The sequence below is a fragment of the Cypionkella sinensis genome, from assembly GCF_042646385.1.
GTDB lineage: Bacteria > Pseudomonadota > Alphaproteobacteria > Rhodobacterales > Rhodobacteraceae > Cypionkella > Cypionkella sinensis.
Window position 1 is genome coordinate 98,285 of sequence record NZ_JBHRTO010000001.1, and the last position, 12,614, is coordinate 110,898.

Consider the following 12,614-nt stretch of genomic DNA (forward strand, 5'->3'; position numbering starts at 1 on the left):
TATACGCATACTGAGCCGTATCATGTGTGAGAGCGGCCAATGCATTTCTTGCTTCTAGAAGAACTCAAGCCGTTTTCTGTGCTGGCGGGTTTTATCGTCGTTCTGCTGGTCATTGCAATCGCCCTGACCTTGGTGGGGCTGTCCAGCAATATCGAGGTGGACGGCGCCGATCATGGCCTTGATTTCGATGCCGAGTTTGATGCGCAACTTGATCTGCAACCCGGCGGGGCCCATGCGGGGCTGATGACGGCGCAAGAGCTTGCAATGCTGGATCTTCCGGCGACCAGAACGCCAGCGTTGCAAGGCCCGCGCCCACCTACACCATAGCGGCCAAGGGCGCGGCGCCTGAGCGGGTGGAGGTGCTGATCTCGAACTACGAGTTGGTCGGGTTCTGACGGTGTGAAACCGCCCTTTATGCGGGGCATAAATGCACCGTTTGCAGGCAGTACGCACAAACTGTCGACTTCTTGACCGCTGCCAAGGGAATCCGACGCCTGGGCCACATACCGATCAGATGGGGTTGCGCATGCCAGAGACGGGTCTCGTTGACCAATCTCCCGTCGGCATAGAAAGATGAAATTCATAAAAAGGCGTCGCGCGCAGTGGATGCGCAGGAGGCCTTGGAACACAAACGCCGGGGAAAAAATCCCCGGCGTTTGATTTATCGTTCAGATGTGCTGATCGACCGGATCAGTCGAAAAACAAGAAGTCGCTCTCGGATACTGGGTTTTGAAGGTTGAACGTCATCGAGGCAGTGTCGCTATAAACGACGGTGAAGCCAGAACTTTGGATAACCAGCGCCGAATTCGAGTTAGCATCGTAGTATAGGCCGGGAGCCAAATTCTCCCAGGTTCCTGAACTGAGGTCAATGGTGTCTTGCCCGGTGGTGAAGTCGAGAATAGTCACGCTGGCATATTCCCGATTGATCGCGTCTGCTGCATACGAGGCTGCGTTGAACACAAAAACATCCGCGCCATCGCCACCTGTCATCGTGTCCGCTCCGGAGTAGCCGACAATGCGGTCATTGCCAGCGCCGCCACTGATGATGTCGTTGCCTGCGCCACCATAGATGCGGTTATCACCGTCATTGCCCGTCAGGGTCATGCCGGTGTCACCGCCGTAAAGATCAAGGTTCAGGGTGCCAACAAGCTTCAAAGCTTCGATGTTCGAATGGCTGCTTTCCCGCAGGGTGAACACAGCCGAAAACACGGTATCAAAGCCGCCCGTGCCAGTCTCGAACACTTCATCAAACAAGTCATCGACGCCGAAAAGGTCATCACCCTCGCCGCCGAACAGGTTGTCACTGCCTGCACCGCCAACCAACGTGTCGTTCCCGATCCCCCCGTAAAGCACATCGCTTTCGGTGCCGCCATTCAGGAAGTCATGGCCCAAGCCGCCCGAAAGACTGTCTTCGCCCGCTTGTCCAATCAACCGGTCGTCGCCATCGCCACCGTAAAGGCTATCCGAACCTGTATCGCCGAACAGCGTGTCATTGCCGTCGTCACCGGAAAGCATGTCGTTGTCGCCGCCGCCAATCAACAAGTCGTGGCCCAAACCGCCCGAAAGACTGTCATCGCCGACTCCTCCCTGCAACCGGTCGTCGCCATCGCCGCCGTTCAGGGTGTCCAAGCCGACCCCGCCGCGCAACACATCGGCTCCGTTCTCACCTTCCAGAACATCGTTGCCCGCACCGCCGTAAATCGTGTCAGCACCGTCTCCGCCGAACACATGGCCATCGGCAGCATTGTCCCAGATGGTGTTGTTTGCCCGGTTGCCGATGATCTGCACTTCGGAATAGCTTGCGGTCGCCTGCACACGGATGTTTTCAACGTTCTCTGACAAGTCCAGTGAGAAGGTTGCGCCAAACGCGGCAAGGACCTGCGTGGTCAGCACCACAGTATCAATCCCGCCCAGAACACCGGCAGTTTCAAGGAGAGTGACGTTGCTGCTGCGCAGCACAAAGGTATCGTCGCCTTCACCGCCTGTCATGACATCTGTCAGAGAGTAGTTTGCGGCGATGGAAGGGTCGAGGCTCGTCAGGCCAATCGTTGAATAAATGATATCGTTGATCAGGGCCAGAGCGCCGAGGGCTCAGCGGGCCCGACAGTGATTGTCAAAGGCCCGGCAAAGGGACGTTGGCGCATCGGGCGGCATTTTACGACCGAGCCCACCTCCATTCAGGCGCACGAGCTGACCGAGGCCCAGTGGTTGGCGCTTTCCGGTGATCCCGAACTGCTCGTCAGCGTCGTCGATCCGCCTGACTGACGCCGCCGCCTCTCATAGCGCCGACCCCATGTGTTTTTCAGATCAGAGGCTTTGATGACCTATGCCACCCAACAGCAAATGGCGACGCGCTTTGGCGAAGCGCAGCTGGTCTTGCTGACCGACCGCGCAAGCGTGGCGACCGGCGTCATCGACGCAGCCGTTATGGCGCGGGCTCTGTCGGATGCTGATGCGGTGATCGATGGCTATCTGGGCGCGCGCTACACCCTGCCTTTGGCTGAAATCCCGCCACTCATTACGGATCTGGCGCAGGTGATCGCCTATTGGAAGCTGCACATCAGCGAACCTGACGCAAAGACGCGGACCGATTACGAGCAGGCCGTAAAGATGCTGAAAGACATTGCAAACGGCACCATCCGCATTCCCGCAGCAGGCATCGAACCCGCCACCTCCGGGGCATCGGGCGTCATGACTACAGATCGCGATCGCCCGTTTACCCGATTGTCTCGGGAGACTATCGCTTGGCAGCCTACAAAGCGGCCAGCGGCAACGCAAACTTCACGCTGACGAACGTGATCTGCACCATCGAACAACTCAACAAATAGGCACGGACATGGCGCGTATTCTTCTCGCACTGCTGCTGCTCGCCGCCCCCGCAAGCGCCGAGCCTGACAGGATCTCCTACTTGCTCGGCTCGAACCACATCGGCGCGAAGATGCCGTTTGAACAAATCAATCCGGGTGTCTTTCTGACATGGGAGGGCGCGCCTCTTGACTGGACGGACGGGGCCTATCGCAACAGCTTCGGCAAGCTCTCGGCATCGCTGACAGCCAGCCTGCCGCTGATCCGCTGGGACAATGGCGAGCTTGCGGCTTTCGCGGGCGTTGCCGTCTATCCCGGCGACGGTCGAAGCTTTGCCGTGCATGCCGGTGACCTTGTGCCTGTCGGCGGGTTGCAACTGCGCCAGGGCTACGCCTTCGTGCAAGCCATCCCCAGCGACGGCCGCACCGTCGATGCCATCGTCACCTTCGGCCTGACGTTTCCGATGGGGGAGGGCTTCTGACACCACCAGTCTACTGGCCTTTTAAGGAGGCCGGGGGGTGCGCTAACACCCTCCAGCACGGGGACACGTCCGCTAAAACCGCCCCCGCCGACCAAGCAAAGCTTATGGCCGCTCCACCCCTCGAGAGGCGCGGCGAAAGTGGGTCGATTCTACATGCCGGATCAAGAGATTCGTTGCTGCGCCTGTGCGCGGTTGCTATTTAAAATGCAGGCAGGGGCGCTCAGCGGTGCCCTTTCCATCAAATGCCCGCGCTGCCGGGCGTTCAATCACTTGAGGCCCACGAGCCCGAACCCAGAGCGCAAGATCGCGCCTGACCCGCTCGGAGCCAAATCGTGAAAGCAGAGACCCTTACGCCGATCACGCCTGTTCGCCCGGTTGCACCGTGGCTGGGCGGCAAGCGCAACTTAGCCCGCCGCATTTGCGCGCTGATCGACAACGACACCCAGCACAGCACCTATGCCGAACCCTTCGTCGGCATGGGCGGGATCTTCTTGCGACGGACACGATGTCCGCGCGCAGAATTCATCAATGACCGCGGCCGCGACGTCTACAATCTGTTCCGGGTGCTGCAGGAACATTACGTCGCCTTCCTCGACATGCTGCGATTCCAGATCACGACGCAGGCGAACTTCAACCGCTTGGTTGATGTGGACCCCGAAACCCTGACCGACATGCAGCGTGCGGCGCGTTTCCTCTATCTGCAAAGGCTGGCCTTCGGCGGCAAGGTCTCGGGCAAGAACTTTGGCCTGTCCACGGATCGGTCCGGTCGCTTCAATCTGACCACTTTGGAGCCGGATCTGGAGGCGCTGCACAGCCGCCTTTCGGGGGTGGCGGTGACCTGCATGGACTTCGCCGATTTCATCCGCCGCGTGGACCGGCCGGAGACGCTGTTCTACCTCGATCCGCCCTATTGGGGCTGCGAGGGAGACTATGGCAAGGCGCTGTTCAGCCGCGAACGGTTTGAAGAACTGGCCACGGTTTTGGGGGCTTTAAAGGGGCGTTTCATCCTGTCTTTAAACGACGTTGAAGGCGTGCGGGAAACCTTCAAAGCCTTCCGATTCCGCGACGTGAAAACCACCTACACCATCGCGGCCAAGGGGGCAGCACCCGAGCGGGCGGAGGTGCTGATCTCGAACTATGAGTTGGGCGGGTTTTGATGCCAAGCGAGGTCCGTTGCTCTGGCTGCGCACAACTGTTATTAAAAATCGAAGAGGGCGCGCTTGTCGGCGCGCTCTAGATCAAACGCCAGTTTTACAGAGCGATCAATCACCCTTAGCTAGACCCGCGCCCGTACCGGCGCTGGCGTAGCTGTGGTTCAGCGGGCCCTTCATGTGGCTCAAATAACATAAAATTTCACAACATTGGTGTCCATCTTAAACCTCCACTTTACCAAAGTGAGGTTTAAGATGGAAATTGGCAACCAGGTCCTCTAACGTCACATCATTTGGCTCAACGGGTGTTGATGGTGCAGAAAATTCAGGCGATCCGGTTCAAGCAGTGGCTCTCCGAATGGGATGATTTTGATTTCGACGCTGAGCAGCATAGACGTAAACCTGATGCGCACATCTTGCTTTTTTCAATGCCTGCAGTGCAGTTGCGAGCTCTAAGCGGTGTTTATCGGCGAACCCGTGATCATGAGGGTGGGGAAGGTCTTCAACGATTGCACGACCCCAAACGCTCGGCAGCGATTCGTGATTTTGTTCGTTTTGGCCATCCATATAGTGGTCTGCCGATCCTTGCTCGAGACGAACCTTCGGCTGCCCTACGCAAACCTGGCTGGCTGCCAACTGCAATTGTCGTCAACATTCTCACGGAAGGTGATGAACGGCGTGGCAGAAAAGTTTCACCGTCGGACATTGTCTCGATCTACAACGATGGAGGAAGCCGTGCGGAGTTGACGCTGCCTTATTCAGACAGGCTCAAGCAATGGGTGCCGTCTGATCTTGAGCCGTTCGAAGTGATCGACGGTCAGCATCGGCTATGGGCCTTTGAGGAAGCACTCAAAGATGGCAATTTGCCCGGTGACTTCGAACTTCCTGTTGTGGCTTTCACAGGCCTTGATGTTGGCTGGCAGGCATATCTGTTTTGGTCGATTAACGTTTCACCTAAACGCATAAATCCCAGCCATGCGTTCGACCTTTTCCCTTTGTTGCGTTCCGCTGCATGGCTTGAGACCTTGTCTGATTTGCGTATCTATCGCCAAGCGCGAGCGCAGGAATTGACGGAACTGCTCTATACTCAGCCGGAAAGCCCCTTTCACAATCGTATCAACATGCTCGGCGAGTCTTCGAAGACAGCTCCTGCTGGGGCGGGCGTTACGCAAGCTGGCTGGGTTCAAGCAATTACGACAAGCTTTCTCTCAACGGGTAGCGGTCGTTCCGCGAACGGCCTTTTTGCCGCAGAGATTTCACCTGCGACAGGTCCGCTCCGCTGGTCCCGTCCACAGCAAGCCGCTTTTCTAATTGTTCTGTGGAACTCCATTCGCCAAGCTTTGATGCAGTCTACTGAAGAATGGGTCGCACAACTCACGCGGCCGAATGGTCCGGAAATGCTTGATCGTGACGCTGTGGCAGCCTTCACCGGCAACAGGACGATGCTCAACCAAGAGCAAGGAGTGCGCGGCGTTTTGGCCGTCGCCAACGAAATCTTCTTCTCTCTTGCACAGTTGAATACTAATGATTTCGAAATTGAAACTCAGCTTTTTCCAGGAACAGCAACCAGTTCTGAAGACGTCTCCGTCGCGATCAGCGAACTAGAAAATACTAAACTTATGAATTGGATCAACGATTTTGGAACATCGATCGCTAGCTTTGATTGGCGTTCTGCGGATGCTCCTGGGCTCGACGATAACCAGCAAATGTTGAAGCGAGCATTTCGTGGCAGTAGCGGATACGTTGCGCTCAGGGCACAATTATTCAAACACTTGTCGAACGGTCCGAAGGAAATTGCCGACGTCGCCTCGGAAGCATTGAAGCGGTCGTTCTGAAATGACCGCCCAGTTAACCGACGCCGACAAGATGGCGATAGCACGTGCAGACCCCGGCGCCATAGTAAATGCCTTGAGCCGCTTTCGAGTGCAAGGATGTCCACCATGGTTGCCGGTTGCGCATCCATATCCAGACGGAACAGTGCCCAGAGATCGAGTTGGTTTTGCAGCAGTTTCGCAAAACGACATGCTCCACGTTATTGCTGTTAGAGGCCCCCTGCATGTCATTGATGGTTGGAGCTATTTAGGGAGGGCTTTCTCGGCATTACTTAGTGGTCAGGCGCATGCTGCACGACATTTGGCCTACTATGCCGAGCTTCGCGCCGCGCTTTCAATTTTGGCCAGTTCTGGAATCGGTATTTTCAACAAACGAAATGCCGTCATTGATGCGGCGGGAGCAGTCCATATCATCTCTGAACATGGCACGCACAATATGGCATGGCTCGCACTTGCAGAATGGGCCACATCATCCTTGAGAGTGGAGAGGTTGATAAAACCAATCCAATTTGCAGGGACTTCGCTTCTTGAACCTTTTCGTGAATTCTTTCCTGCTCAGACTTTGACCTTAGGCAGTGAGCTAATGCTCAAATGGGGCTTTGACCTTAGGCAAGGAGCGGAAGATCGCGACGAGCGAAATTGGTCGAGCTATCAGCCGACGGCGCTACTTCCTCTGCAAACTAGTCCTGCGGAGGATTCCGAGTTCCTGCGCATGTTTTGGAATGTGTGCCGACCACACGGCGTAGAGCTTGAACGCCATCTGTTTCGATCACTGCTTGAGGAGGAAGCACTATCGCACAATCTTCAAATGGCAGATTTTGAGCACATCTATGGGAACCTGCACCAAGGGGCAAAGAACACTGTGTCCTTCGAGTTCCTGACAAGAGTCGACGATTCGGTGGATCATGTTTTTATGCTCCATTTGGCCAATGTCGAAGTGCCCGCGCCACCCTATGCAATGATGTGCCGTGCCGGTTTGCTCCTGAAACTTGCGACCGGAATGGCCGAAGAGAACTTACGCGCAGCTGGCGTTCAGCCTGTTCAACACTTCAACAACTGGTGGAAAGATTTTGGGGGGCATCACGGCCTCTGGCGTCCGGACCTTCCGCCTGAAACCACAGCCGATCTTTGGGACGACGTTGATCTTGCGCTTGAAGAAAGCGCCGCTGCACCTAAAGCCCATCGACATGAGTGGATCCAATCGTTAGGAGCCAGTGCCATGAGAATGTGTGAAACTGAACGGGCTGCGCTCTGGGGGCTATTCCCTTGAAATACATGGGTTCTAAGCGGGCAATGCTTGGCAATGGGCTAGGCGAAGCCCTTGGACGTTCAATAGCCAAAGCTGACCGTGTTTTTGATCTCTTCACAGGTTCCGCAGCTGTCGCTTGGCATGTGGCTGAAAAGCATGGAAAAGAAGTTCTCGCTGGTGATCTTCAAACCTATTCGGCAGTGCTTGCAGCGTCCGTAATCGAACGTACAGAACCCATTGTCGACCGAGCGTGGATTGAAAGCTGGATGCTTCGCGCGCTCGAACGCGTTACGGCACACAAACAGTGGCAAGATATCAGGCAAATTCAAGAGTCTTTGGGCAAAGTTTCCGCATCAGAGGCATCGTCAAATGCGCGTAATGTAAATTTTGGCGAAGGATATCCTATTAGTAGTGCCTATGGTGGCTATTACTTCTCTCCTTGGCAGTCTGTGTGGATCGATGCACTGCGCAAGAGCCTACCCGATGCAGAAGACCTCAGGAATGTCGGACTCGCTGCGCTAATCCAAGCTGCAAGCCGCTGCGCAGCTTCACCTGGCCACACTGCACAGCCCTTTAAGCCGAATGAAACGGCGGGCCCGTATCTGATCGATGCGTGGCTGAAAGATCTGCCCGCAATACTCCTCAAGCGGATAGACGATATCGCCCGGCGTAAGGCAAACAAGAAAGGCTGCGCATACTGCATGAATGCCAGCGAACTTGCCGAAATGGCGCGACCAGGCGATCTCGTTTTTCTCGATCCACCCTATTCGGGCGTGCATTATAGTCGCTTCTATCATGTGCTTGAGAGCATAGCTCGGGGCGAAGTGGGCGATGTTACAGGGTCGGGACGATATCCAGAGAGACGTGAGCGCCCGAGCTCTGACTTTTCAATGCTGAGCACTTCCAAGCGTGCTCTGAATGATCTTTTGGAAATCCTCGCCAGACAACAAGCTAGCGTCATCATCACTTTTCCGGCAGGAAAAGCATCGAACGGTCTCAGCGGGGACGACGTTAAGGCCACCGCTGGCGATCACTTTCGTTTGGAGGAAGCTAAGGTTTCCTCGCGATTTTCGACCTTGGGCGGTGACAGCAAACACCGTGCCGCACGCCAACAAGCAGACGAACTTATCCTGACGCTATCGTCTCGCCCTAACTAAGAAGCGAAAATCGCGTTGCTGCAGACTCTGCTGTCAAACTGTGCAAACTCTGCTGTCACGCCACAGTTGTGTGTTGACATTAGAACCTGCACAGATGCGGGAACATCCGGGAATAGGTGGAATTTATCGAAAAATGCTGTAAAAACGGTGGCTTACAGGAATTTTAACGCCGAAAAACTCCATGGGAGCCAGTTTGCATAAGTGCAATTATCGGACTCAAAAGCCCTGAGATGGCGCTCCGAGCCGCTTTCAGGCGGTTCTGCCGCCCATCGTTTAAATCCCAATAAGATAAGGTGTTCAACGCGGGTTTTGGCCGTCATCAGCGTCCATCTGCCGGAAAACAGGCGGCGGGAACTGGGAACTCAGCTGCCCAGTTCCAAAACCAGTTCCCAGATCGGCGCAAGTGTTTGATTTCACGCAATGAACGCTGAGAAATGCTGCTGGAGCAGACGACGGGAAGTGGGAACTGATTTTCGGTGATGGGGTAGATCCGAGAGGCGGGCACTTCGGCTTCGGGGGGGGGCTGTTCCCCCTAAAGCAGCACAATCGGAGGACGAGTATCGCCTATGCTGACCGAGCTGCCGTTCGCTAAGTAGTATGGGAAAGGTCAATAGAACGGCCTGATCGGCACGAAGGGCGGGGGTGGGCGCTGGCAACACCTCATGAATATCGACAACCCTGAGCCAAAGCGGACAAAGGTCTTGACCTGAACTGGTCGGCTTATGCTGCCTTACTTTGCGGCTAATCTCCTCTTCAGCGAGTGCGCCCGATGTCAAGCGGAGCAGTTCCACGCAGAGCACGCCACCTAAAGAAGCAATACGTCAAAGGTCTTGCAAACGCAGCGCTAACAACTCATCGTCGGCTATGGCTGGGTGGACACTTCGTGTGGGCCCAAAACCTGCGTAGGCGTGTAAAGCAAGGCGGCGATATGATTATTGATTCAAGTCAGTTATTGAACGAAAGCGATGTCGAGCAAAAGCTCCTAATGCCTCTTATGACAGCCAAATCCCCCTACGGGCTCATGCTGCCACCTAACAATATTTACACAAAACAAAGCATCCGCTCGGTGACAATAGATAAAGGCGGTAGTAAAAAGAACTATTTTCCTGACTACCTCTACATGCATCGCGGCATTCCAATAATGGTCGTTGAGGCCAAATCGCCAGGGGAAGATCTCGTAGAAGCACTACGAGAAGCCCGGTTGTATGCTGCGGAAATTAATTCCAAGCACACTGGGGACATCGATCCAGTCAAATTTGTAGTGGCCTGCGATGGAACTCGGCTTCTTGCTGGATATAACAACGACGAAAATCCCCTTTTTGATATTTTGTCAGACAACTTCAGCAGCGAGAACATAGATTATTCAAAGTTCATTCTTCAATTTGGCTTCTCTTCCTTGGATAGATGGGGAGAACAAATAGTCAAAAAAATGCGACCAGTTCGGTATTTCAAACCAAGAAAGCTGGTAGGTGGCGGCGCTGCACAGACCGAAGAAATAGGGCTCAACTCCTTCGGATCGACAATCAAAACGGACTTCAGGGGCCTATTTGATCCTGGGAACATTTCAGAACGCAACGTAATCGCTGCCGAGTGCTATATTCCGTCGAAACGCAGAAACAGATACGTAGATTCTATTGATCGAACCTTTGCGGCTATCATTTCACCGTCAGAGAAATTTGCTGTGGAGCTTGATGACACTAGCAATCCAGTCCCAATCATTAAAAAACTAAGACAAGGTCAAAACCTAGCCAACCAAGTGATGCTACTGATTGGCTCCGCTGGTGCCGGAAAGACGACCTTCGTTGACCACCTTAGGGTTTCGGCGCTGCCAGCTGACGTTCGCCGCAGTACTCGCTGGCTGCACATCAATATGAACGTAGCGCCCGTCTCGCACGATGAAATATACAAGTGGCTAAGGAAGGAAATTATAGCTGGTGTCAAGGCACAGCTCCCGAAAGTTGACTTCGAAGAACTGGAAATAATCAAGCAAATTTTTCGCGCTGACGTTGAAAGCTTTAGGAAGGGAACTGGCAGGCTTCTTGAAGGGAACAAAGATAAGTGGAACGAAAAACTTGCGGATAGGTTAGACGAGAGTCTCGCGGACGATCACAAGGTCGCAAGCTGCTACTGCAAGTACCTTTCCAGTCGCGAGTCTGCCCTTGTTGTAATTGTGCTGGATAACTGCGACAAACGAGAGCTACCTGAGCAACTCCTAATGTTCGAAGCCGCACAATGGTTGCGAACAGAATTTGATGCCATGATCTTCTTGCCGATGCGTGAGGAGACATACGATAATAACCATGATCGGCCGCCGCTGGACACAGCGCTTAAAGATTTGGCGTTTCGGATAGAGCCACCGAGGTTTGACCTCATCCTCAAAAAACGCGTAGATGTGGCGGTCAAACGCCTCAGAGAGAACCCCAACCAGCGTTTTTCCTATGACCTTCCGAACTCAATGAAGGCGACCTATACTGCCGCTGATAAGATTTCTTATCTTACGTCTATTCTGCGGTCTGTGTTTGATAGCGAGGAAAATATTCGTCGACTGTTGATTGGGCTTGCTGGGAGAAATATGCGGCGCGCTATGGAGATATTTCTGGAGTTTTGTTCTAGCGGGCACATTTCAGAGGATCACATACTCAAAATGTTCTCTTCGGGAGGCAGCTATGCGCTGCCCTTGGAGCTTGTCAGTAGGGTCATCCTTCGCCCTAAGCGTCGGTATTATGACAGCGATCACTCATACGTTGTCAATCTCATGGCTGCGGACATCGACGATAAGAAGCCGTCGTTTTTTTGTCGCGTCGCTATCCTCAGATTACTTTCGGGTATCGCACATGACGGGCAGAGCGCGCGAAAGGATGGCTATATGCGTGGTGTGGACATGCTGCCAGAGCTTGAAAAATTTGGTATGACTCAGGACATCATCCTTCGCGAAATCAACTATCTCGTTGGGAAGCATTGCATAATCAGCGAAGATTTTAGCTTATCTGGGATTGAACTGAGCACGCTTATCGCGATTTCGCCAGCGGGACGGACGCATCTATTCTTGCTCAATAATCCACACTATGTTTCTGCGATGGCTGAGGATACGTGGTTTCGTGAAGAACCCGTCGCTAATGCGATAAAGGAGCGCATAAAAAATCCGACCATCCATTTTGAGAATCGCACCGCTTTGATGAACGCAAGGAATTTAGTCAGCTTTCTGGAGCGAGAGCGCGAATTGGCGCTAGAAGACTACCGCATGGTCTTTCCTGACAGCGATGCTCCAGAGCTAATCTCGGTGAGTTCACTTCGAAAGACAGTTAGATTTCGTGAAAAGCAAATGGTAGGAAACTGGGCAGGCGTAGATGAGGCGTTCCCTGTTGGTAGGAAAGTCTCTGGTATCGTCTCTGCGGTGAAAGGTTTCGGCATATTTGTGAAGTTTGATAATGAAGTGTCAGGTCTACTTCACTCAAACCAAGCGAGTGCCGCTGATCTGACCAAAACGATTGGTGATGCTATCGAGGTGATTGTGACTAATGTCGATCAATACACTGAGAAGCTAGGGCTGAAGAGCATTCCCACTTAGCAAAGTGACACTGCCCACCATATTTGGCAATCCTGCAACGCCGCGCCACTCCCGGTGAAGAGATTCCGCTTTGAGGGAGAACTTGTGGTGGCTCGGTTCATTTTCAAACTGCGGCTCCGGGCCGTTACCGTAATTGCAACTGTGCATACTAAATCGGTCCAGCCATTTGTGTGAATGGCGGCAGTGGGCTCGCAGCTGTCATGCGGCAATGCTGCATGCTGAGCTTTGGCGTGCTGCATCTACGCTGTCGGCCCATAGTCGCCGCTCACTTGTCCGGGATGCTGCGTGGCGGCATTCCCCACAGCCGCCCGTCGAACCGCAACGCAGCAAAACTCGGGCAGTTGTGGTAGGGGCCTATTGGTGCCCGTCGT

11 protein-coding genes are annotated in these 12,614 nt (G+C 54.1%); 10 read left to right on the forward strand and 1 reads right to left on the reverse strand.

Features of this window, described 5'->3' with window-relative positions:
• The first annotated feature begins 39 nt into the window (after positions 1-39).
• Complete coding sequence (locus ACFOGH_RS00485; protein ID WP_380071101.1) at positions 40-327, forward strand: hypothetical protein; 288 nt, start codon at positions 40-42, stop codon at positions 325-327.
• Positions 328-690: 363 nt separating this feature from the next.
• Here ACFOGH_RS00485 and ACFOGH_RS00490 read toward each other — a convergent pair whose 3' ends face one another.
• Positions 691-1,989 (reverse strand): calcium-binding protein, encoded by a 1,299-nt coding sequence (locus tag ACFOGH_RS00490; RefSeq protein ID WP_380071102.1) that lies wholly within the window; start codon positions 1,987-1,989, stop codon positions 691-693.
• Positions 1,990-2,106: 117 nt separating this feature from the next.
• Here ACFOGH_RS00490 and ACFOGH_RS00495 point away from each other — a divergent pair, with 117 nt between their 5' ends.
• The 9 genes from ACFOGH_RS00495 to ACFOGH_RS00535 all read left to right on the forward strand — a co-directional run bounded on the left by ACFOGH_RS00495 (position 2,107) and on the right by ACFOGH_RS00535 (position 12,243).
• A complete protein-coding gene (locus ACFOGH_RS00495; RefSeq protein WP_380071103.1) occupies positions 2,107-2,265 on the forward strand; it encodes a hypothetical protein in 159 nt (52 codons plus the stop codon).
• Positions 2,266-2,319: 54 nt separating this feature from the next.
• Positions 2,320-2,790, forward strand: a complete 471-nt coding sequence (locus ACFOGH_RS00500; RefSeq protein WP_380071104.1) for a gp436 family protein — start codon at positions 2,320-2,322, stop codon at positions 2,788-2,790.
• Between the two features lie 46 nt (positions 2,791-2,836).
• Positions 2,837-3,286 carry a hypothetical protein gene (locus tag ACFOGH_RS00505; RefSeq protein WP_380071105.1) on the forward strand — a complete coding sequence of 150 codons (450 nt, stop codon included), beginning with the start codon at positions 2,837-2,839 and terminating at the stop codon, positions 3,284-3,286.
• Positions 3,287-3,439: 153 nt separating this feature from the next.
• Positions 3,440-3,622 (forward strand): Com family DNA-binding transcriptional regulator, encoded by a 183-nt coding sequence (locus tag ACFOGH_RS00510; RefSeq protein ID WP_380071106.1) that lies wholly within the window; start codon positions 3,440-3,442, stop codon positions 3,620-3,622.
• Complete coding sequence (locus tag ACFOGH_RS00515) at positions 3,619-4,443, forward strand: DNA adenine methylase (RefSeq protein WP_380071107.1); 825 nt, start codon at positions 3,619-3,621, stop codon at positions 4,441-4,443. The genes ACFOGH_RS00510 and ACFOGH_RS00515 overlap by 4 nt, the downstream gene beginning before the upstream one ends.
• 305 nt (positions 4,444-4,748) lie before the next feature.
• On the forward strand, positions 4,749-6,272 hold the full coding sequence (locus ACFOGH_RS00520; RefSeq protein ID WP_380071108.1) for a DGQHR domain-containing protein: 1,524 nt from the start codon (positions 4,749-4,751) through the stop codon (positions 6,270-6,272).
• 187 nt (positions 6,273-6,459) lie between these two features.
• Positions 6,460-7,539 carry a hypothetical protein gene (locus ACFOGH_RS00525; protein ID WP_380071109.1) on the forward strand — a complete coding sequence of 360 codons (1,080 nt, stop codon included), beginning with the start codon at positions 6,460-6,462 and terminating at the stop codon, positions 7,537-7,539.
• 5 nt (positions 7,540-7,544) lie between these two features.
• Positions 7,545-8,675: a DNA adenine methylase gene (locus ACFOGH_RS00530; protein ID WP_380073935.1), complete on the forward strand. Its 1,131-nt coding sequence runs from the start codon at positions 7,545-7,547 to the stop codon at positions 8,673-8,675.
• Positions 8,676-9,603: 928 nt separating this feature from the next.
• Positions 9,604-12,243 carry a S1 RNA-binding domain-containing protein gene (locus ACFOGH_RS00535; RefSeq protein WP_380071110.1) on the forward strand — a complete coding sequence of 880 codons (2,640 nt, stop codon included), beginning with the start codon at positions 9,604-9,606 and terminating at the stop codon, positions 12,241-12,243.
• Positions 12,244-12,614 lie beyond the last annotated feature (371 nt).

Coding starts and splice junctions, on each gene's coding strand:
- ACFOGH_RS00510 (WP_380071106.1), top strand. CDS start 3,440: ATGCCGGATCAAGAGATTCGTTGCTGCGCCTGTGCGCGGTTGCTATTT.
- ACFOGH_RS00485 (WP_380071101.1), top strand. CDS start 40: ATGCATTTCTTGCTTCTAGAAGAACTCAAGCCGTTTTCTGTGCTGGCG.
- ACFOGH_RS00505 (WP_380071105.1), top strand. CDS start 2,837: ATGGCGCGTATTCTTCTCGCACTGCTGCTGCTCGCCGCCCCCGCAAGC.
- ACFOGH_RS00520 (WP_380071108.1), top strand. CDS start 4,749: ATGGTGCAGAAAATTCAGGCGATCCGGTTCAAGCAGTGGCTCTCCGAA.
- ACFOGH_RS00525 (WP_380071109.1), top strand. CDS start 6,460: ATGCTCCACGTTATTGCTGTTAGAGGCCCCCTGCATGTCATTGATGGT.
- ACFOGH_RS00490 (WP_380071102.1), bottom strand. CDS start 1,989: ATGACAGGCGGTGAAGGCGACGATACCTTTGTGCTGCGCAGCAGCAAC.
- ACFOGH_RS00500 (WP_380071104.1), top strand. CDS start 2,320: ATGACCTATGCCACCCAACAGCAAATGGCGACGCGCTTTGGCGAAGCG.
- ACFOGH_RS00530 (WP_380073935.1), top strand. CDS start 7,545: ATGGGTTCTAAGCGGGCAATGCTTGGCAATGGGCTAGGCGAAGCCCTT.
- ACFOGH_RS00535 (WP_380071110.1), top strand. CDS start 9,604: ATGATTATTGATTCAAGTCAGTTATTGAACGAAAGCGATGTCGAGCAA.